At 72.3% G+C, this 20512-nt stretch carries 19 protein-coding genes, 3 tRNA genes and 1 pseudogene; 15 read left to right on the top strand and 8 right to left on the bottom strand.

The annotated features are described in order from the left end of the window. Positions 1-23: 23 nt before the first annotated feature. From ASL10_RS09340 to ASL10_RS09315, 6 genes are all read left to right on the top strand, one after another. Positions 24-1406, top strand: a complete 1383-nt coding sequence (locus ASL10_RS09340; protein ID WP_056046560.1) for an FAD-dependent oxidoreductase — start codon at positions 24-26, stop codon at positions 1404-1406. A 105-nt stretch (positions 1407-1511) separates the two neighbouring features. Further along, the gene (locus tag ASL10_RS09335) at positions 1512-2000 is read left to right on the top strand and encodes a YajQ family cyclic di-GMP-binding protein (protein ID WP_056047782.1); all 489 of its coding nucleotides are present in this window, start codon (positions 1512-1514) and stop codon (positions 1998-2000) included. A 34-nt stretch (positions 2001-2034) separates the two neighbouring features. Continuing rightward, positions 2035-3501, top strand: coding sequence for a cardiolipin synthase (gene cls, locus ASL10_RS09330; protein ID WP_056046558.1), 1467 nt, complete (start codon positions 2035-2037; stop codon positions 3499-3501). Positions 3502-3639: 138 nt separating this feature from the next. Further along, positions 3640-3721: transfer RNA gene (locus tag ASL10_RS09325), tRNA-Tyr, on the top strand. A 78-nt stretch (positions 3722-3799) separates the two neighbouring features. Further along, complete coding sequence (locus ASL10_RS09320) at positions 3800-4612, top strand: inositol monophosphatase family protein (RefSeq protein WP_056046556.1); 813 nt, start codon at positions 3800-3802, stop codon at positions 4610-4612. A gap of 281 nt (positions 4613-4893) precedes the next feature. Continuing rightward, positions 4894-6075, top strand: a complete 1182-nt coding sequence (locus ASL10_RS09315) for a M23 family metallopeptidase (RefSeq protein ID WP_056046555.1) — start codon at positions 4894-4896, stop codon at positions 6073-6075. A gap of 80 nt (positions 6076-6155) precedes the next feature. Here ASL10_RS09315 and ASL10_RS09310 read toward each other — a convergent pair whose 3' ends face one another. Then, a complete protein-coding gene (locus tag ASL10_RS09310; RefSeq protein ID WP_056046553.1) occupies positions 6156-7880 on the bottom strand; it encodes a glycoside hydrolase family 13 protein in 1725 nt (574 codons plus the stop codon). A 129-nt stretch (positions 7881-8009) separates the two neighbouring features. Here ASL10_RS09310 and ASL10_RS09305 point away from each other — a divergent pair, with 129 nt between their 5' ends. Beyond that, on the top strand, positions 8010-8954 hold the full coding sequence (locus ASL10_RS09305; RefSeq protein WP_157485358.1) for an aldo/keto reductase: 945 nt from the start codon (positions 8010-8012) through the stop codon (positions 8952-8954). 9 nt (positions 8955-8963) lie between these two features. Here ASL10_RS09305 and ASL10_RS09300 read toward each other — a convergent pair whose 3' ends face one another. Further along, the gene (locus tag ASL10_RS09300) at positions 8964-9536 is read right to left on the bottom strand and encodes a 2'-5' RNA ligase family protein (protein ID WP_056046551.1); all 573 of its coding nucleotides are present in this window, start codon (positions 9534-9536) and stop codon (positions 8964-8966) included. Positions 9537-9662: 126 nt separating this feature from the next. Here ASL10_RS09300 and ASL10_RS09295 point away from each other — a divergent pair. The 5 genes from ASL10_RS09295 to ASL10_RS09275 all read left to right on the top strand — a co-directional run bounded on the left by ASL10_RS09295 (position 9663) and on the right by ASL10_RS09275 (position 13038). Further along, positions 9663-9734: transfer RNA gene (locus ASL10_RS09295), tRNA-Thr, on the top strand. Between the two features lie 52 nt (positions 9735-9786). Further along, positions 9787-9860, top strand: a tRNA-Met gene (locus ASL10_RS09290). Between the two features lie 130 nt (positions 9861-9990). Further along, on the top strand, positions 9991-11109 hold the full coding sequence (locus ASL10_RS15995; RefSeq protein ID WP_056046549.1) for a type III polyketide synthase: 1119 nt from the start codon (positions 9991-9993) through the stop codon (positions 11107-11109). Next, on the top strand, positions 11106-11888 hold the full coding sequence (locus tag ASL10_RS15990) for a class I SAM-dependent methyltransferase (protein WP_235452635.1): 783 nt from the start codon (positions 11106-11108) through the stop codon (positions 11886-11888). Before ASL10_RS15995 ends, ASL10_RS15990 begins: the two co-directional genes overlap by 4 nt. Continuing rightward, positions 11875-13038 carry an NAD(P)/FAD-dependent oxidoreductase gene (locus ASL10_RS09275; RefSeq protein ID WP_157485356.1) on the top strand — a complete coding sequence of 388 codons (1164 nt, stop codon included), beginning with the start codon at positions 11875-11877 and terminating at the stop codon, positions 13036-13038. The genes ASL10_RS15990 and ASL10_RS09275 overlap by 14 nt, the downstream gene beginning before the upstream one ends. Before the next feature lie 55 nt (positions 13039-13093). Here ASL10_RS09275 and ASL10_RS09270 read toward each other — a convergent pair whose 3' ends face one another. After that, positions 13094-13996 carry a UbiA family prenyltransferase gene (locus ASL10_RS09270; protein WP_082460314.1) on the bottom strand — a complete coding sequence of 301 codons (903 nt, stop codon included), beginning with the start codon at positions 13994-13996 and terminating at the stop codon, positions 13094-13096. A 301-nt stretch (positions 13997-14297) separates the two neighbouring features. Further along, positions 14298-14516 (bottom strand): annotated as a pseudogene (locus ASL10_RS16555) (DUF3072 domain-containing protein); the annotation flags it as partial. Positions 14517-14731: 215 nt separating this feature from the next. On the opposite strand from ASL10_RS16555, the gene ASL10_RS09260 reads away from it, so the two are divergent. The 3 genes from ASL10_RS09260 to ASL10_RS09250 are packed head-to-tail and all read left to right on the top strand — an operon-like array spanning position 14732 to position 16706. Further along, positions 14732-15190: a MaoC family dehydratase N-terminal domain-containing protein gene (locus tag ASL10_RS09260; RefSeq protein ID WP_056046547.1), complete on the top strand. Its 459-nt coding sequence runs from the start codon at positions 14732-14734 to the stop codon at positions 15188-15190. Beyond that, positions 15187-15618 (top strand): MaoC family dehydratase, encoded by a 432-nt coding sequence (locus ASL10_RS09255; protein WP_056046546.1) that lies wholly within the window; start codon positions 15187-15189, stop codon positions 15616-15618. The genes ASL10_RS09260 and ASL10_RS09255 overlap by 4 nt, the downstream gene beginning before the upstream one ends. Continuing rightward, positions 15615-16706: a UDP-N-acetylmuramate dehydrogenase gene (locus ASL10_RS09250; RefSeq protein ID WP_255350790.1), complete on the top strand. Its 1092-nt coding sequence runs from the start codon at positions 15615-15617 to the stop codon at positions 16704-16706. The genes ASL10_RS09255 and ASL10_RS09250 overlap by 4 nt, the downstream gene beginning before the upstream one ends. A gap of 79 nt (positions 16707-16785) precedes the next feature. Here ASL10_RS09250 and ASL10_RS09245 read toward each other — a convergent pair whose 3' ends face one another. From ASL10_RS09245 to ASL10_RS09230, 4 genes are all read right to left on the bottom strand, one after another. Next, a complete protein-coding gene (locus tag ASL10_RS09245; protein WP_056047759.1) occupies positions 16786-17427 on the bottom strand; it encodes a response regulator transcription factor in 642 nt (213 codons plus the stop codon). A 65-nt stretch (positions 17428-17492) separates the two neighbouring features. Then, on the bottom strand, positions 17493-18710 hold the full coding sequence (locus tag ASL10_RS09240) for a sensor histidine kinase (protein WP_157485354.1): 1218 nt from the start codon (positions 18708-18710) through the stop codon (positions 17493-17495). An 84-nt stretch (positions 18711-18794) separates the two neighbouring features. Continuing rightward, positions 18795-19604, bottom strand: coding sequence for an ABC transporter permease (locus ASL10_RS09235; protein ID WP_056046543.1), 810 nt, complete (start codon positions 19602-19604; stop codon positions 18795-18797). Beyond that, positions 19601-20512, bottom strand: a 912-nt coding sequence (locus tag ASL10_RS09230; RefSeq protein WP_056046541.1) for an ABC transporter ATP-binding protein, incomplete at its 5' end; no start/stop codon positions are given. The genes ASL10_RS09230 and ASL10_RS09235, both read right to left, overlap by 4 nt.

The raw sequence follows: 20512 nt of genomic DNA, 5'->3' as shown, positions 1-20512 counted from the left end.
CACCCCAGATCTAGGGAGAACCCGTGACCACCTTGCGACTGGCCATCGTCGGCGCCGGACCGGCCGGCATCTACGCCGCCGACATCCTCGCGAAGGCCGAGAAGGCCTTCGACGTCTCGATCGACCTCTTCGAGCAGCTGCCGGCCCCCTACGGTCTCGTGCGCTACGGCGTCGCCCCCGACCACCCCCGCATCAAGGGCATCGTCAACGCGCTGCGCGACGTGCTCGACAGCGGCGACATCAGGGTCTTCGGCAACGTCCGCTACGGCGTCGACATCGGGCTGGACGACCTGCGCAAGCACTACAACGCCGTCATCTTCTCGACCGGTGCCATCAAGGACGCCGACCTCGACATCCCCGGCATCGACCTCGAGGGCAGCTACGGCGCGGCCGACTTCGTCAGCTGGTTCGACGGTCACCCCGACTTCCCCCGCACCTGGCCGCTCGACGCGACGTCGGTCGCCGTCGTCGGCGTCGGCAACGTCGCGCTCGACGTGTCCCGCATCCTGGCCAAGCACGCCGACGACCTGTTGCCCACCGAGATCCCCGACAACGTCTACGCGGGCCTCAAGCAGTCCTCGATCACCGACGTGCACGTCTTCGGACGCCGGGGCCCGGCCCAGGTCAAGTTCACGCCGCTCGAGCTCCGCGAGCTGGGCGAGGTGCGTGACGTCGACATGATCGTCTACGACGAGGACTTCGACCACGACGAGGCGTCCAAGACGGCCATCGCGACCAACAAGCAGGTGTTCGTCATCGACAAGGTGCTGAACCAGTGGCGCCAGCGCGAGGTGGGGACGGCGTCGCGTCGCCTGCACCTGCACTTCTACGCCAAGCCCGTCGAGGTCGTCGGCGATGCCGACGGTCGCGTCGCGGCCTTCCGGTACGAGCGCACCCGGCCCGACGGGCAGGGCGGCGTCGAGGGCACGGGCGAGCTCCGCGACGTGCCGATCCGGGCCATCTACCGCGCGGTCGGCTACTTCGGCTCTCCGCTCGACGGCATCCCGTTCGACGAGCGTCGTGGCGTGATCCCGAACCACGAGGGCCAGGTGATGGACGACGACAACCAGATCGTCCCCGGCGTCTACGCCACCGGCTGGATCAAGCGCGGCCCCGTCGGCCTCATCGGGCACACCAAGAGCGACGCGATGGAGACCGTCAAGCACCTCATCAACGACCAGGCCAGCTGGTGGCAGCCGGTCGACCCGTCCGACGAGGCCATCCCGGCCCTGCTCGAGCAGCGCGGCGTCGAGTACACCGACCTCGAGGGCTGGCACCGTCTCGACGGGCACGAGATCGCCCTCGGCGGGGCCCACGAGCACGAGCGTGCCCGGGTCAAGGTCGTGGAGCGTGACGAGATGGTGCGCGTCTCGCGCGCCGTCGAGACGGAGACGACGCCCGCCTGACGTCCTCGGTCGCCCGCAGCGCGCCTCCTCGGCTCCCCTCGACGGGGGAACCGAGGAGGCGCGCGGTCGTCACCGACCTCGTCGGTCGTCGGTATGGTGGTCCCCATGGCAGACAGTTCCTTCGACGTGGTCAGCAAGGTCGACAAGATGGAGGCCGACAACGCCCTCCACCAGGCGCAGAAAGAGATCGAGCAGCGCTACGACTTCAAGGGTGTCGGCGCCTCGGTCGACTGGAGCGGCGAGAAGCTGCTGCTCAAGGCCGCCACCGAAGAACGCGTCAAGGCCGTGCTCGACGTGCTCGAGTCGAAGTTCATCAAGCGCAGCATCAGCCTCAAGCACCTCGACGTCGGCGAGCCCTTCGCCAGCGGCAAGGAGTACCGCATCGAGGCGTCCCTCAAGCAGGGCATCGAGCAGGACGCAGCGAAGAAGATCGGCAAGATCATCCGCGACGAGGGCCCGAAGAGCGTGAAGAGCCAGATCCAGGGCGACGAACTGCGCGTGCAGTCCAAGAGCCGTGACGATCTGCAGGCGACCATGGCGCTGTTGAAGAAGGCCGACCTCGACGTCGACCTGCAGTTCGTCAACTTCCGCTAGTCACCGCGCGGCTCACGACTCCGAGGTCCCGTCCATGGTCGAACCCGCCTGGGTGGCGCCGACGATCGCCGTTCTCGGCATCGTGCTCGACATCGCCATCCGGGTGTTCGCGATCGTCTACGTCCCGATCAACAGGCGGCCCCAGACGGCCACCGCGTGGTTGCTCGCGATCTTCCTGATCCCGTACGTCGGGTTCGTCCTCTTCTTGTTGATCGGCAGCACCAAGCTGCCCGCGCGTCGTCGTGAGAAGCAGACCGAGATCAACAAGTACATCATCGAGACGACCGAGGGCATGGAGCGCGTCAAGCGCGACCACCCGTGGCCGGCCTGGCTCGACTCGGTGGTCGAACTCAACCGCACGCTCGGTGCGATGCCGCTCGTCGGCGGCAACACCGGTGAGATGCACACCGACTACGACGAATCCATGGCCGCGATGGTCGAGGCCGTCGACGGGGCCCACCGCTACGTCCACGCCGAGTTCTACATCACGAGCCTCGACCGCACGACCGAGCCGTTCTTCCTGGCGCTCGAGAACGCCCGTCGACGGGGCGTCACGGTCCGTCTGCTCATGGACCACATCGCCAGCCGCGGGTACCCGGGGTACCGCAAGGCCCGACGCCGGTTGGACGCGATGGGCGTGGAGTGGCAGCTCATGCTGCCCGTGCTGCCGCTGCGGGGCAAGTACCAGCGGCCCGATCTGCGCAACCACCGCAAGCTCCTCGTGATCGACGGTCGGGTGGCCTTCACGGGCTCGCAGAACATGGTCGACAAGAGCTACCAGAAACGCAAGAACAAGCGCCGAGGCCTCGAGTGGAAGGACTTCATGGTCCGCTTCGAGGGCCCCATCGTCGCCGGCATCAACGCGCTGTTCGTCACCGACTGGTACAGCGAGACCGACGAGTTGCTGCTCCGCGAGACCGACCCCGTGCACACGGCCGACCGGCTCGAGACGATCGACTGTCAGGTGGTGCCGAGCGGGCCGGGCTTCGACGGCGAGAACAACCTGCGGTTGTTCAACTCGCTGCTCTACAGCGCGCAGGAGCGCATCATCATCACCAGCCCCTACTTCGTGCCCGACGAGTCGATGCTCTACGCCGTGACGACCGCGGCCCAGCGCGGGCTCGAGGTGCAGCTCTTCGTCAGCGAGATCGGCGACCAGCCGGTGGTCTACCACGCGCAGCGTTCCTACTACGAGGCCCTGCTGCGGTCGGGGGTCCGCATCTTCCTGTACCGCTCGCCGACCGTCCTGCACGCCAAGCACTTCTCGATCGACGACGAGGTCGCGGTCATCGGCTCCAGCAACATGGACATGCGGTCGTTCAGCCTCAACCTCGAGATCTCGGTCATGGTGCGTGGACGCGAGTTCGTCGAACGGCTGCGCGAGGTCGAGCAGACCTACCGCGCCTCGAGCCGCGAACTATTCCTCGACGACTGGCTCGTGCGGCCCTTCCGCTCGAAGGTCCTCGACAACGTCGCCCGCCTCACCTCCGCCGTCCAGTAGTCCACCTGTCCACGCGGTCCATCGCGGGCCCGCGGCCCGCGCGGCGCGGCCCTGAGGGCGAGTGGTCGTGAGGGGGCTCCCGAGGCTGTATATTTGTCTGGCGCCTCCGGTCGGTGATCACACGGGCTGGGCGTGCATGGCAAGTTACCCAAGCGGCCAAAGGGATCTGACTGTAAATCAGCCGGCGTAGCCTTCGGGGGTTCGAATCCCTCACTTGCCACGGTTGCCCCTCAAGAACGGACTCGCTCGTCGAGTCCGTTCTTGCGTTACCGGGCCACCCACCCCCACAGGAGGACCCGTGTCCGTCACCCCGACCCCCGCCGAGCTGCTCGAGATCGCCGTCGCCGTCGCGGGTGAGGCCGCCGAGCTCGCGGCCCTCCGCCGCTCCGAGGGGGTCGTGGTCGCCGACACCAAGAGCAGCGCCGTCGACGTCGTGACGCACACCGACCGAGAGGTCGAGACGTACGTCCGAGGCCGTCTGGCCGCGCTGCGACCCGGGGACGGCTTCTTCGGAGAAGAGGGCGAACCCGACGACTCCACCACCGGTCTCACCTGGGTCGTGGACCCCATCGACGGGACCGTCAACTTCCTCTACGGCATCCCGCAGTGGGCCGTGAGCATCGCCGTCGTCGAGGGCGGTCCCGACCCGCTCACCTGGCGCACCCTCGCCGCGGCGGTCGTCAACCCGACGTCGGGCGAGGCCTTCACCGCGTCGGTCGGCGGCGGCGCGTGGCTGGACGGTCGTCGCCTCGAGGTGAACGCTCCGGCTTCCCTCGAGTCGTCCCTGCTGGCCACCGGGTTCTCGTACGACGCCGCACGTCGGGTCGAGCACGCGGAGGCGCTGGTCCGGGTGGTGGGGCGCGTTCGCGACCTGAGGCGCCTGGGGGCGGCCTCGCTCGACCTCTGCGCCGTCGCCGCAGGACGGGTCGACGCCTACGTCGAGCGAGGACTCAAACCGTGGGACCACGCGGCGGGCGCGCTCGTGGCCGCCGAAGCAGGCGCCGTCGTCCGCGGGGAGCTCGGGCAGGCGCCCAGCGAGTCGCTGACCTTCGTCGCGGCCCCTGCCATCGCCCAGGACCTCGCCGCCCTGGTCGTCGAGGCAGGGATCTGACCTGAGCACCCTCGCTGCGAGATATGAACATGCAGCGTTCGAGTTGTCATATCGTAGGTCAACGATACATATCGACATCGACACCCGAATGCGGGTAGCCATTCGTTCATCGACCGGCTACCCTGGAGAGGTCGTTATTGATCCGTGATCATCGCGTGACGCACTCCGCCAGGGCTCCTTCCGAAAGTCCTGCGCAGCTCGCGCCACGATCACCAGTGACGGCCGTGAAGACGACGGTGCACCCACCGTCCGATCCCGATCACCCCGAGGACCCATCACACGTGACGAAGTACCAGCAGATCGCCGAGCCCGACGGCGACGGAACCCCGTCGCGTCGCGCCACCGACGACCTCACGGGCACCGGTTCGCCGAGTGTCGCTCCGACCGTCCCCGTCGTGGCCGACGCCCCCGTCTACCTCACCCGTCGCGAAGCGCGTGAGGCCGAACGCCGCGCGGCCCGGCCCGTGACGACGACGGCCTCCGCCGCCCCCACGACCTCCGCCACCACGACCTCCGCCACCACGACGGCTGCCGCCGCTACGAGCACTGCGGCCCGCGTGGTCGCCGAGCCCGCCGCCGAGGCCCGACCCGCGACTGGCCCGTCCGCGGCGACCGAGCACGTCTCGCCGCGACGAGCCGCTCGTCTCGGTGCGGACTCCGGCACCCGTCCCGCAGCTGCCGGGCGCACCGCGAAGGCCCGCGCACAGCGCCCCGCGGCTCGCCTCGAGGCGCCCGTCCGCGCGCCCCGCACCGCCGGGGCGACCTTCCGACGCGCCACCAAGCGCGTCACGGTCGTCGGAGCCATGCTCTTCGCCGCGTCCATGCTCGTGGCCACCTCGGTGCCCGCCAACGCCTTCTTCGTCGACACCCCCACGCAGACGGCCGCCAAGAAGGCCGCCGACTCCCAGAGCTACACGGCGACCGCACCCTCGGCCGACGGCACGGCCGGCGTCTCGCGCGACGGTTACTCGGTCACCGAGATGAAGGCCGTCTCCGAGTACGCCTCGACGAGTGCCAGCACGTTCTCGAACGACGTCGACGGCACGGTCCAGTGGCCGTTCCAGACGGGCGTGCCGATCAGCAGCGGCTTCGGCGCCCGCCAGGTGGCCAACTGCGGCTTCTGCTCGACGTTCCACCAGGGTCTCGACTTCGTCCCCGGTGCCGGCTCGCCGATCCAGGCGATCGCCGACGGCGTCGTCAGCAAGGTCGACGGCCCCTCGGGTGCCCTGGGCAACAACGTCTGGATCGACCACGTCGTCAACGGCCAGAAGGTCACCAGCGTCTACGCGCACATGCAGACCGGTTCGGTCGAGGTCCGCGAGGGCGACACCGTCACGGTCGGCACCATCATCGGCAAGGTCGGCAGCACGGGCAACAGCACCGGGGCCCACCTGCACTTCGAGATCGTGATCGGCGGCGTGCCCGTCGACCCCTATCCCTGGCTCCAGGCCAACACGAACTGAGCCGTGGTCCCGCGTCCGCGCGGCACGCACGAGAAGAGCCCCACCTGTCGCCAGGTGGGGCTCTTCCGTCGTCGTCGCCGCTACGACGTGGTGGCGAGCCAGACCGTCGCGTTCGCCGGCAGGGCCGGCCCGTCGACGACCATGGTGGCCAGCAGGACCTCGCCCACGGGGAGCTCGACGGGGACGTCGCCCATGTTGGCCACGACGGTGACCCCCTGGCTGCGGAACGCGACCACCTCGGGCCCGAAGCCCTCGAGCCAGGTCAGCGTGCCCGTACCCAGCTCGTGCTCCGCACGGAGGCGGAGCGCCCGCGTGTAGAGCTCGAGCGTCGACCCGGCGACACCCCGCTGCTCGTCCCGGGCGTACGTCGACCAGTCCGCGGGTTGGGGCAACCAGGAGGCGCCCGTCGCGTTGAACCCGAAGGCCGGCTCGGTCGCGGACCAGGGCAACGGCACGCGGCAGCCGTCCCGGCCGTAGCGCTCCCCGTCCGTGCGGAACCACGTGGGGTCCTGCCGGGAGTCGTCGGGCAGGTCGATGGCCTCGGGCAGGCCGAGTTCTTCGCCCTGGTAGAGGTACGCGCTGCCGGGGAGGGCCAACATGAGCGCCGATGCGGCTCGCGCCCTGGCCAACCCGAGCTCGGGGACGGGTAGCCCCTCGCTCTTCGGCCCGATGCCGTACCCCTGCGGGTTCTCGGCCGTCAGGGCGAGCCGGCTGGCGTGCCGGACGACGTCGTGGTTGCTCATGACCCAGGTGCTGGGGGCTCCGACGCTCGAGAAGGTCTGGAGGGACGCGTCGACGACCTCGCGGACGGCCGGGGCGGACCACCCGGTCTCGAGGTAGGCGAAGTTGAACGCCTGGTGCATCTCGTCGGGGCGCACCCAGTCGGCCAGACGCGAGAGCGGTTCGACCCAGGCCTCGGCGACGAGCACCCGGTCGCCCGGGTACTCGGCGAGGACGGTGTGCCACTCGCGGTAGATCTCGTGGACGCCCTCCTGGCCCCAGTAGGGCGGGGGAGCGGACTCGCCCTGGCCACCGCCCATGCTGCCGGACTCGGCGGGGGGCGTGTAGTCGGGCAGGCCCTCGGCCTTGACCATGCCGTGAGCGACGTCGACCCGGAACCCGTCGACGCCGCGGTCGAGCCAGAAGCGCAGCACGTCGACGAACTCGTCGCGCACGCGGCGGTTCGTCCAGTCGAGGTCGGGTTGCGACGAGTCGAACAGGTGCAGGTACCACTGGCCCGGTCGGCCGTCGGCCTCGGTCACGCGGGACCACGCCGGGCCGCCGAAGACCGACTGCCAGTTGTTCGGCGGCAGCTCGCCGTCGGGGCCGCGGCCGTCACGGAACAGGTACCGACCGCGGGCGGCCGAACCGGCCGGCGAGGCGAGGGCCTCGCGGAACCACGCGTGGTCGCTCGAGGTGTGGTTCGGCACCACGTCGACGATGACCCGCAGGCCCAGCTCGGTGGCCCGGGCGCGGAGGGCGTCGAAGTCGTCCAAGGTGCCGAACAGCGGGTCGACGTCGCGGTAGTCGGCCACGTCGTAGCCCGCGTCGCGCTGGGGCGAGGTGTAGAAGGGCGACAGCCAGACGGCGTCGACGCCGAGCTCGCCGAGGGCGTCGAGTCGCGACGTGATGCCGGGGAGGTCGCCGACGCCGTCGCCGTCGCCGTCGGCGAACGACCGCGGGTAGACCTGGTAGATGACGGCGGTGCGCCACCACTCGTGGCCCTGGTCGGCGGTCGTCGCGGTGCCCTCGAGGGGGGCGGTCGGGGTCAGCGTGTCGGTCTCGGCCGGATCTCGTGTGGACATGAGGCCACGATACGGCAGGCCCCCGACGCGGCATCGGCTACGGTCGTGGTCAGGACAGCCCGGAGGGGGACCTCCGGGACGAACACCCGCGACACGATTGGCACGATCCTGAACCCTGCGACCGATCTCGTGACGGCCGACCTGCCCGCCGGCACCCGGCCGTTCCCGCTCGCGCTCGGAACCAACGTCTTCGGCTGGACGGTCGGCGCCCCCACCGCCCTCGAGGTGCTCGACCTGTTCGCCGACGACGGCGGCCGCGTCGTCGACACGGCCGACGTCTACTCGGCGTGGCTGCCGGGCAACTCCGGGGGCGAGTCCGAGGCCATCATCGGCCGGTGGCTCGCCCGACCGGGCAACCGCGACCGGGTGGTGCTGAGCACCAAGTGCGGGCAGCACCCCGACGCCCCCGGCCTGTCGCGCGTCAGCATCCGTGCGGCGGTCGAGGCGTCGCTGCGCCGTCTGCGCACCGACCACGTCGACTTCTACTTCACGCACTTCGACGACGACGAGACACCGCTGGACGAGACCGTGGGCGCGCTCAGCGAGCTCGTCGACGAGGGCAAGATCCTCTGCGCCGGGGCGTCCAACTACACCGGCGCGCGCCTCCGGCAGGCCCTCGCGATCGCGGATCGCGACGGACTCCACCCGTTCCGTTTGGTCCAGGTCGCGTACAACCTGGTGCGACGGGGCGAGTACGAGCACGACGTCGCCGCCATCGTGGACCACTACGACCTCGCCGTGTTGCCGCACTCGTCCCTGGCGAGCGGGTTCCTGACGGGCAAGTACCGTCACGAGGCCGGCCGCGGGGACTCTCCCCGGGGCAGCCGGGCCCTCAGCTACGTCACGCCGCAGAACCAGGGCACCCTCGAGGTCGTCGTCGAGATCGCCGAGCGTCTCGACGTCGAGCCGGGCGCCGTGGCCGTCGCGTGGCTCGCCTCCCGCGACAACGTCATCGGCGCACTCGGCAGCGCCCGGACCCCCCGCCAGCTCGAGGGCCTGCTCGACGCCGCCCGGGTCGAGTTGACCGAGGGCGACCTGGCGTCGCTCGAGGCGGCCTCGCGTCCGCTCGCCTGACGTCCGGGGTCAGCGCTCGGCGCCGTCCCTCTCATGCGCCTCCCCGTCCGCGGCGACGGGACCCAGCGGGACGATCGTCCGCGCGCCCGGGTCCCAGCGCCGCAGCCGGGACAGCACGACCGGCCGGGTCGACGGGACGCCGGCCTCGGAGAGGGCGTCGAGGGCCCGGGCCACCTGGTCGGGCGTGAGGCGTGACGCGAGGGTGACGTGGGGGGTCCACCGACCGGGCGTGGTGTGCGGGACGTCCCCCGCGCCTCCCAGGCTCTCGTGCACCCGGGCGTGGAGGTCCAGCAGTTCTCCCGTCACGACCACGGGTCGCACGAGCACGAGCCCGCGCGGGGGCGACCCGAAGAGCAGCAGCCCGCCGAGCTCGGCGGGCATCGGCAGCGCCTCCGAGAGGGGCAGGAGGCGCGGGTCGGCGGCCGGGTCGAGGTCGGGTCGTGCCACCAGGGTGACGTGCGGCGCGTTCGACGTCCCGCCGTGGTCGCCCTGCGACGGGAGGCCCGCCGCGGACAGCACGCGCCATTCGTCACGGACGGCTCCGTCGGAGGCCGGGTCGAGCAGGAGTTCGAGGCTGTGCACCCGTCGATCCTGCCCCGCGGGGCCTTCGGCGGGCCGGGTCGGCACGTGGCGTCAGCAGCCCGTTCGCTCTGCTACCCTTGTCTGGTGCCAATCGGCAGCGGCCTCGGTCGCTCGCCTGGTGGTCACGCCCCGATAGCTCAGTGGTAGAGCACTTCCATGGTAAGGAAGGGGTCGTCAGTTCAATCCTGACTCGGGGCTCTGGCTGTCTCGGTCCCGTCCCGGTGTGATGCCGGCAGGGCCTGCAGCCTGCGGCGGGGTAGCTCAGTTGGTTAGAGCACACGGCTCATAATCGTGGTGTCGCGGGTTCAAGTCCCGCCCTCGCTACCGCAGGCCCGGATCTCTCACGAGTTCGGGCCTTCGTCGTCCGTACGCTCGGTGGTCACCCGCCGGGTCGTCTCCGCGCACCGAGACGCGACCGGTGCGCCGTGCCCGGGCGTCGGGCATACGATGAAGCATGGCCGTGAGCATCCGCAGCATCGGCACCGCGGTGCCCCCGACCATCATCCGACAGGACGACGTCCGAGAGATCTTCGCGACCCAGGCCGGCCTCGGCCGCCTCGGTCAGCGCATCGTCGGCGCCGCGTTCGGTGCCTCGGCCATCGAGACCCGGCACACCGTCGTCGACGAGCTCGACCGGCGACCGCGCGAGGGCGAGCCCACTTTCTACGACGCCGCGTCGAACGAGATCCTCCGACCCGGCACGGGTGCGCGCAACCAGGTCTACACGGACCGGTCGCCCCAGCTGTTCCTCGACGCCGCTCGTGCCGCGCTCGCGGCGGCGCCCGACCTCGGGCCCGACGACGTCACGCACGTGATCAGCGTGTCGTGCACCGGCTTCTTCGCCCCCGGGCCCGACTACCTGCTCGTCCGGGGCCTCGGGTTGTCGCCGTCGACCCGTCGCCACCACCTGGGCTTCATGGGCTGCTACGGGGCCTTCCCCGCCCTCGCCGCCGCACGCGACTTCTGCCTCGCCGATCCGGAGGCGGTCGTGCTCGTCGTCTGCGCCGAGCTCTGCACGCTGCACCTGCGGAGCTCCGACGACCCCGACTCGATCGTCGCCTCGTCCGTGTTCGCCGACGGGGCGGCCGCCGCCGTGGTGACCGCCCGCCCGGCGCCGTCGGGCTCCGTCGTGCTCGACCTCGACGTCCTCGAGACGGTGCTCACCCCGGTCGGCGAGACCGACATGGCGTGGACGATCGGCGACCTGGGCTTCGACATGGTGCTGAGCAGCTACGTCCCGCAGATCATCGAGCTGCACATCGACTCGGCCCTGGCACCGCTCTTCGAGGCCGGCGGCGTCGGCGTCGGCGACGTCGACCTGTGGGCCGTCCATCCGGGCGGGCGCAGCATCCTCGACCGCGTGCAACAGCAGCTCGGGCTCACCGACGCCCACCTGGCGCCCTCACGCGACGTCCTGCGCGACTATGGCAACATGTCGAGCGCGACCGTCCTGTTCATCCTCGCCGACCTCCTGGCCGGGCCCCCCGCCCCGTCGCAGCGCGTGGGCGCCATGGCCTTCGGCCCCGGACTGACCGTCGAGACCGCGCTGATGACGCGTCGCGCGGTCTCGTGAGCGCGACCCGCACCTCCTCGGCTCCGTCGGTCGCGGTGCGGCCGCCCTGGTGGCCCGACCTGTCGCGACGAGGCGTCGGACTCGTCGAGCTGATGGACGACCCGGGCTGCGACCTCGGCCTGCTGAACGCCACCTACCGGGCATTCCCGGTCGTGAACGGTCTCGTGGCGGGGTGGCGCCGGGCGTACCTCCGCCGCCTCCGCCCGCTGTTGTCGGCCGACGTGACGACCAGGCTGCTCGACCTCGGGTCCGGCGGCGGCGACCTCGCGCGCGCCCTGGCCGGCTGGGCCCGTCGCGACGGGCTCGCCCTCGAGGTCGTGGCCGTCGATCCCGACGAACGGGCCCACGCCTTCGCGGCGTCCTGCCCCGTCCCGTTCGGCGTCGAGTTCCGGCGGGCCTCGAGCGCCGACCTCGTGGCGGCGGGCGAGACCTTCGACGTGGTCGTGTCGAACCACGTCCTGCACCACCTCGACGACGGGGCCCGGGCGGCCGTGCTGGACGACAGCGCCCGCCTGGCGTCCCGTCTCGTGCTGCACGCCGACATCGAGCGGGCCCGCGGGGCGTACCTCGCCTACCGGGCCGCGACCTGGCCGTGGCGGACCCGCTCGTTCGTCCACGTCGACGGGCTCCTGTCGATCCGCCGCAGCTTCACCGCCGACGAGCTGGTCGACGTGGCTCCGCCGGGGTGGCGCGTCGTCCGGCAGTGGCCCTTCCGCCTGCTGCTCGTCCGCGAGATCGGCATCGACGCCCCCGGGGGTGCCGGCCGTGCGGACGCATGACGTCCTGATCGTCGGTGGGGGGCCCGTCGGGGTGATGCTCGCCGCCGCCCTGGCGGATCGCGGCCTCGACGCCGTCGTCTGGGAGGCGCGGGTCGACGATCCGGCGCACTCGCGCGCCCTCGGCGTGCATCCGCCCTCGATCGACCTCTTCGACCGGCTCGGCCTCGCGGACGACCTGCTCGCCGACGCCGTCCGCATCCGGCGGGGGATCGCCCGGAGCGGCGAGCGGACGGTCGGCGTGGTGCCGTTCGACCGGGCGTCGTCGCGGTGGCCGTTCGTCGCGGCGGTGCCGCAGGACCGCACCGAGGCGGTGCTGCGGACGGGGTTGGCCGCGCGGCGGGACGACGCGCTCCGTCGGGGCGTGCGGTTCGTCGGGCTCGCACAACGCGACGAGGACGTGGTCGTCGAGGGGGTCGACGACGAGGGGCCGGTGGTCGTCGCCGCCCGCTTCGTCGTCGGGGCCGACGGCACGCGCAGCGCCGTCCGCGCCGCGCTGGGCGTCGACACCAGGGCCCGGGACCTGCCCGACCGCTACGTGATGGGCGACTTCGCCGACGCCACCGGCCACGGCCCCGACGCCGTGATCCATCTCGAGCGCTCCGGGGTGGTCGAGTCGTTCCCGTTGCCCGCGGGTCGACGACGGTTCGTGGTGCACGTCGGGTCGGCTCAGGGAGCGACCGCGTCGGTCGCACCGGACGACGTCGCGCGGCTCGTGTCGGACCGCACGGGGTCGCCCGTGGAACCGACGACCTCGACCATGACGAGCGGGTTCGGCGTCCGGCGCCGGCTGGCCGTCCGGAGGGTCGTCGGCCGGGTCACGCTGATCGGCGACGCCGCCCACGAGATCAGTCCCATCGGCGGCCAGGGCATGAACCTCGGCTGGCTCGACGGACACGCTCTCGAGGCCGTCATCGCTGCGGCGGTGAAGCGGAGGGGTGGCCGGGTGCTCGATCCGACCACGTTCGGCCGTTTCGACGCCGACCGTGCCCGCGCCGCCCTCCGCGCCGCCCGGCAGGCCGAGTGGAACACCGCCCTCGGTCGGCCCGTCGGCGGGGGAGCGGCTCGGGCCCGGGACCTGGCGCTCGGAGCCGTGCTGAGGGCTCCGAGCAGGCATCTGCTCGCGTCGGTCTACGCCATGCGCTGGGCCTGAGCGGTCCGGCCTCTGCGGCCGGGCCGGCTCGGCTCGCCTCCGCCGACCCGCGTGCTCAGGCGACGACGGTGCCGCCGCTGAGGGCGAGCTGCACCACGAGCAGCACGGCCGCCACCATGATCAATCGGAAGAGGGTCCGGTCGACGCGTCCCGCGAACACGAGGCGCACGCCGACGACGGCGATGCCGAGGGTCACGGCGGTGCCGACGGCGGCAGCCACGAGGCCCGGGGCCGACGAGTCGCCGCCCAGCCGGCCCGAGAGCAGCAGGACGGCCGCGACGGCCAGGGCCGCGAACGCGACGACGCCCGAGACGGTCCGTCCGAGGCGGTGGGGGAGCCCGACGATGCCGGTGCGCGCGTCGTCGTCGAGGTCGGGCAGGACGTTCGTGAAGTGGATCGCGACGCCGAACACGGCTCCGACCGCGACGGCCCAGCCGGCGGGAGGCGACGGTGGTGCCGCGGCGAGGGTGGCGACGGCGGGCAGCAGGCCGAAGCTCACGACGAACGGCACCACCGAGACCGGGGTCCGCTTGAGCCCGAGGTCGTAGGCCCACCCCGAGGCCACGAGCACGAGGTGGGCCGTGCCGGCTGCGGGCCCGAGCGCGTAGGACGGCACGAGCATCAGCACGCCGCAGACCACCGCGGCACGGCGGACGGCCGACACGCTCACGAGGCCCTGGGCCACCGGCTTGTCGGTCCGGCCGACGGCGCGGTCGCGCCCGGCGTCGAGCCAGTCGTTGGCGAACCCGATCGAGGCCTGTCCGAGCAGCACCGCGAGGGCGAGCAGCACGAGTCGGCCGAGGGGCAACCCCGAGGAGGCACCCAGCACGACGGCGAGGACGGTCACCACCACCGTCGGCCCCGGGTGCGTCGAACCCAGCAGTGCGGCGGTCCACGAGGCGGGGCCGTCGCGGCGACCGGAGCCGGCGGTGGAGACCGGGGGCTCGGGGGAGATCATCCGTTCACCCTAGACGGACGGAGCCGCACGGCCCCGAGTCGGTCGGCCCCGGACGGCAGGACACGATGCGGTGGGCGACGTGAAGAGGTGCACCCGAGTCGGGGGAGGACTCGGATGCACCCCGTCGCACCCTCGGCGCTCGAGGTGCAGGTGGATCAGTACCGGCACGCGCCAGAGGAGGGTGCCCACGTCGAGTTACCATCCCAGACGTGACTGGAGTGTACGACTGCCACGGGTGGATCGGAAGGGGCACCGGGCCGTCTTTCGCGGATCGGCCCGGGCCCCGGGGGACGACGAGGGGTCAGGCCCCGCGGCCGGTCTTCTGCTGGAGGCGGTCGATGTGCTCGCTCGCCTCGGCCTTCGTCATGTCGGCGGGTAACTCTTCGCCGGCCTCGCGGGCGAGGGTGTCGAGGTAGCTCTTCTGCGGGCCGGTGATGGGCTCGTCCCCGGTGACCCAGTCGTCGGGGTCCTTCGACGCCGTGCTGCCGCCGTCGGGGCGGGCGCCGCCGAGCGTCTCGCCGTGTGCGGGGGCCGCGTTCTCCTCCCGGGCCGTGGCGGCCTGGTCGGTCTCGTCGGTGGTCGTCGTGTCGGTGGTCGTCGTCTCGTCGGACTCGGCCGCTGCCGGGTCGACGGGGGTGATGTCGGGGTCGATGTTCGCGTCGCTCATGACGTGAACGTACGCCGTGCCCCCGACACCGGGCCGGGCGACGTACCCCGCTGGTTAGACTCGACCGCGTGTCCGTGAACCCTGATCTGCAAGGGCGGGTCTTCCCGCCGGCCCCGCCCTACCTCGTGGGCCGCGAGAAGGTGCGCGAGTTCGCCCGCGCGACCGGCTCGACGAGCCCGCTCTCGTTCGACCTCGAGGCGGCCCACGCGGCCGGGCACGGCGACCTCGTCGCCCCGCCGACCTTCGCCGTCGTCGTCCAAGAGGCCACCCTCGCCCAGTTGCTCGCCGAACCCGACGCGGGCATCGACTTCTCCCGCGTCGTCCACGGCGAGCAGCGCTTCTCGCTCTCGCGTCCGATCGTCGCGGGGGACGAGCTCACGGCCACCCTGACCGTGACGAGCGTCAAGACGCTGGGCGGCAACGCCATGGTCACGGCGTCCTCCGACATGCGCGACGTCGACGGGCGGCACGTGGTCACCGCCGTGTCGACGCTCGTCGTCCGCGCCGACGACGAGGCCGCCGCGTGAGCGCCCTCGAGGTCGGCCAGGTCGTCGCCGAGAAGACCTACCCCCTGACACGCGACTCGTTGGTGCGCTACGCCGGCGCCTCGGGCGACTTCAACCCCATCCACTACCGCGACGACGTGGCGGCCGCGGTCGGTCTCCCCGGTGTCCTGGCCCACGGCATGCTCACGATGGGCACCGCCGTCCAGCCGGTCGTCGAATGGCTCGAGGGGGCGGGCGACGACGCCGGCGTGCTCGGTCGGGTGTCGGACTACCAGGTGCGCTTCACGCGTCCCGTCGTGGTCGACCCCACCGCCGGGGCCGAGATCGCCGTCGTCGCGAAGGTGGGCAAGCTCGACGCCGAGGCCGGCACGGCGCGCATCGACCTGACCGTGACCGCCGGCGGCCAGACCGTGCTGGGCAAGGCCCAGGTCGTGGTGACGCTGGCGTGACGACCTTCGCCGAGCTCACGACGATGCAGGTGGGCGGCGAGCCCGCCCGCCTGGTCGAGGCGACGACGACCGACGAGCTGCTGGCCGCGGTCCGTGAGGCGTCGGTCGGTGACGACCCCTGGTACGTCCTGGGCGGCGGGTCGAACACGGTCGCCTCCGACGAGCCGTTCGACGGCACGGTCGTCCACGTGGCCACCCGGGGTGTCGAGCGCGTCGACTCCGACGACCACCGCGTCCACCTCCGCGTCGCCGCCGGTGAGCCCTGGGACGACCTCGTCGCCTCCACGGTCGAGCAGGGCTGGTCGGGGCTCGAGGCGCTCAGCGGCATCCCCGGCTCGACGGGCGCGTCGCCGATCCAGAACATCGGTGCCTACGGCCAGGAGGTCGCCTCGACGCTCGTGGCCGTCGACTTCCTGGACGACGACTCGGGCGAGTTCGTCCGCATCCCCGCGGCCAACCTCGACCTCGGGTACCGCACGAGCGTCTTCAAGCAGGGCCGTCGGGGCGTCGTCACGGCCGTGGAGTTCGCCCTCACGGACCACGGAGGCGCGAGCGAGCAGGTCGCGTACCCGCAGCTCGCGAAGGCCCTCGGCGTCGAGCTCGGGGCCCGGGTCTCGGTCGCCGACGTGCGCTCCAGCGTGCTCGCCCTGCGGGCCGCGAAGGGCATGGTGCTCGATCCGGCCGACCGTGACACGGCGTCGAGCGGATCGTTCTTCACCAACCCGATCGTGTCGCGGGCCGACGCGTCGACCCTGCCGGCCGACGCGCCACGGTGGCCGACCGGCCCCGAGCCCGAGCGCCAGGTCGTGCCACTCGGTGAGGAGCCGGCCGCCCCGGCGCCCCGTGCGCCCGCCGAGGTCAAGCTCAGCGCCGCCTGGCTGATCGAGCACGCCGGCATCGCGAGGGGTTTCCGCCTGCCGGGCTCGCGAGCCGCCGTCTCGTCCAAGCACACCCTGGCCCTGACCAACCGTGGCGGTGCCACGGGCGACGAGGTCGCCGAGCTCGCGCGCTACGTGCAGCAGCGGGTCCAGTCCGAGTTCGGCGTGCTGCTGCACCCCGAGCCCGTCCTCCTCGGCCTCTCGCTGTAGGGACGCGGCCGCGTGCGTCCGACGCGGCCACGTGCGTCCGACGCGGCGGTGCCCGTCCGACGTCGCGGCGCAGAGATCCTCAGCGGCGCGGCAGGTGGCCGAGTTCGAGCGCCAGCGTGACGGCGCGCGTCCGGTCGTTGACGCCCAGTTTCTCGAAGACGTGCAGCAGGTGCGTCTTGACCGTCGCCTCGCCGACGAACAGCCGGCGTCCGATCTCGCGGTTCGAGCAACCCTCCGCCACGAGGGCGAGCACGTCGGTCTCGCGAGGACTCAACGGGGTCGGGCGCGGCACGGGCTCGGCGCCGCTGCGTGCGCGGCCGACGAGACGGGCCGCCATCGCGGGGGCGAGGGCCACCTGTCCCGCGACCACGGCTCGGAGGCCCGCCACGAGCTCGTCCTCCGGGGAGGCCTTCAGGAGGTAGCCGCTCGCCCCCACCTCGATCGCCCGCAGGATGCTGTCGTCGGACTCGTAGGTGGTGAGCACGACGACCTTGGTCGTCGGGTGACGTGCCAGGACGGCCTCGGTCGCCTCGACACCGTCGAGGCCGGGCATGCGGAGGTCCATCACGATCAGGTCGGGCTCGAGCGAGTCCGCCAGGGCGACGGCCTCGGAGCCGTCGCTCGCCTGCCCCACCACGACGAAGTCGTCCGTCGTCGCGAGCAGGGCGGCGATGCCCTGCCGCACGATCGGATGGTCGTCGGCCACGACGGTGCGGTGCACGGGCGATCCCGCCGGCGAGGCTCCGGGCCCGGTCGACGTCGCATCCTCGTGCGCGGGCCCCGCGGTCACGGGGTCACCACCGCGGCGCGGGGGACCTGCGCGGTGACGACCGTCCCGTCGCGGTCCGACGAGACGTCGAGGCGGCCACCCGACAGCTCGAGCCGCTCGCGGAGGCCGTCGAGGCCGAACCCGGTCGATGCGACCGCCGTGTCGAACCCGGTGCCGTCGTCGGACACGACGAGCACGGCCGTCCCGTCCGTCGCCGTGAGCGTGACCCGCGCCGACGTCGACGCACTGTGCTTGCGGACGTTGGCCAGCGCCTCCTGGGTGCACCGCACCAGCACGACCTGCAGGTCGCGGGGCAGGTCGACATCGACGGCGTCGACCGTGATCCCGATTCCGCTCTCCCGCTCGAAGCGCTCGCCGAGGCGATGGAGGGCGGCCGCCACGTCGGTGCCCGCCGGTCCGGTGGACGCGGTCGCCGCGACGAGGGTGCGCGCCTCGGTGAGGGCCTCGCGGGCGGCGGCCTCGATCACGTCGAGCCGTTCACGGGTCGTCGTCAGGTCGCCGGCCGCGAGGGCTCCGCGGGTCTGCTGCGCGAGCATGACGACTCCGGTGAGGCTCTGGGCGATCGTGTCGTGGATCTCCCGGGCCAGGCGCTCGCGTTCGGTGCTCGTGCCCGCGTCGCGGTGCCGCGCGGCCAGTTCGGCCTGGGCCTCGCGCAGCTCGTCGAGCAGCCGGCCGCGTTCGACCCCGACCCCGGCGATCGTGGTGATCCACATCCCCAGCGCGATGCTGAAGACGAGCGAGAGGCCTTCGCTGGTGGCGGCCGTCGCGAGGGCCTCGGCCGACCACCCCAGGCTGACGACGAACCCGATCGAGATGGCGACGCACAAGCAGACGTTGGCGACGATCGCGGACCGGGTGCCGGGGAGCAGCGTCCAGATCAGCGGCATGAGGAAGGCCTGCACGACCGCGAGTTCGGGGGTGGCGGCCACCGTGACGCCGCCCACCACCACGAGCGCGGCGACGGCCGTCACGGTCGGGAGCGACAGCAGCGCGACGGCGCGACGCACCACGGGCCGCGCGAGGGCGAACCACGTGAGCACCAGCAGCCCGACGGCGACGAACGAGGCCGTGACCCGGCCGCTCGACGAGGTCGTGGCCAGGACGACCATCACCACGACCGTGATCGCGAGGCCGGCGTCCCACCAGCGCATCGAGATGGCGGTTCCCGACCGGGCGGGGGCCGCGGCCTCCGCCCGGTCGCCGGTGTCGTCCATGTCGATCACGCTAGTGGCAGCCGCGGGCCGGCGAGGCCGTCGTGGTCGTCGCCGATCGGGCGGAGGACGGTGGCCGTCCACGGGTCAGGTGTCCTTCCTGATCCACCGGAAGGTCAGCAGCGAGGCGACGGCGCCGGCGACGAGCCAGACCGCCAGCCAGAGGGCGACGCCGGGCAGGTCCCACGATCCGCCGGCCTCGGCGGCCGAGAACGTGTCGGGCAGGAACACGCTGCGCATGCCCTGCGCCAGCCACTTCAACGGGAACACCGAGGCCACCGACTGCAGCCAGTCGGGCAGCTGGGTGAACGGCAGGTAGACCCCCGAGATGAACTGCAGCACGAGCGTGATCGGGACGATCACGGCCGTGGCGCTCTTCCCGCTGCGGGGCACGCGCGAGAGGGCGATGCCGACCAGCGCCGACGTCGCGATGCCGAGCAGGTAGACCCAGGCGAGCGTCAGCCACGACCCGGCGTCGGTCGGCAAGGGCACGCCGAAGAGCACCCGGGCCACCAGCACGAGCAGCGCCACCTGCAGCAGGCTCGTGACGAGCACCTGGCCGAACTTGCCGACAAAGTACGACCCGACCGGCAGGGGCGTCCCCGAAAGTCGCTTGAGGGTGCCGTCGCCACGCTCGAGGGCGATGTCGACGGCGAGGTTCTGCACGCCCGAGAGCAGGATGCCGGCCGCGATCATGCCCGGCAGGTAGAACGCGGCGGCCCCCACCTCGGAACCGTCCGGCCGCGTGCCGAACGAGCCCGAGGCGCTGAACGCCGTGGAGAAGATCGCGAGCATCACGACCGGGAACAAGAACGTGAAGAAGACGGTGTCGCCGGCCCGGAAGTACCCCCGCACCTCGTACCGGGTGCGGCTCAGGCCGAGCGAGAGCGTCCTCACGAGGTCACCCCGGACGAGGAGGCGCGCGGCGCGTCCCCGGCGTCGGTCGCGACCCGTTCCCCGTCCGCGACGGTCTCGGCGGTCGCGACCAACCCGAGGTACACGTCCTCCAGCGACGGCCGGATCACCTCGAGCGAGCGCGGTTCGCCTCCGCGGGCGTGCAGGTCGGCGACCAGGGCGCCCGGTGCGGAGGTGCGGACGTCGTGCCGTCCGTGTTCGTCGAGCCAGGTCACCCGAGGGGTGCGCGCCTCCTCGTCCCCGAGCTCGTCGGGTCGCCCCTGGGCGACGAGCCGGCCCTGCGCGATCACCGCGACGCGGTCGCTCAGCTGCGCCGCCTCGTCGAGGTAGTGGGTGGTGAGGACGATGCTCGTCCCGTCGTCCGACAGCGACCGGATCAACTGCCAGAACTGTCGGCGGGCCTCGGGGTCGAAGCCCGTGGTCGGTTCGTCGAGGAACAACAGCTCGGGGCCGCCGACCACACCGAGCGCGACGTCGACGCGTCGTCGCTGCCCCCCGGACAGCGACCGGATGCGTGCCCCGGCCTTCGCCTCGAGGCCGACCGCGGCGATCACCTCGTCGACGTCGCGCGGGTTCGGGTAGAAGCCGGCGAAGTGGGCGATCTGCTCGCGCACCGTGGCCGTCCCCTGTTCGCCGGAGGTCTGCAGGACGATGCCGAGGCGCGCCTTCCAGTCGAGACCGGCGTGCTGCGGGTCGGCGCCGAGCACCGACACGTCACCGCCCGACCGGTCGCGGTAGCCCTCGAGGATCTCGATGGTGGTCGACTTGCCGGCGCCGTTGGGGCCGAGCAGGCCGAGGGTCTCGCCCGCGGCCACCTCGAACGAGAGGCCGTGCAGAGCCGTGGCGGTGCCGTAGGTCTTGGTGAGGTCGCGCACTCGCACGACGGGTTC

Source organism: Frigoribacterium sp. Leaf8, assembly GCF_001421165.1.
GTDB lineage: Bacteria > Actinomycetota > Actinomycetes > Actinomycetales > Microbacteriaceae > Frigoribacterium.
Note: the sequence above shows the minus strand (reverse complement) of the source record. Positions and strands in the feature narration are given on the sequence as shown.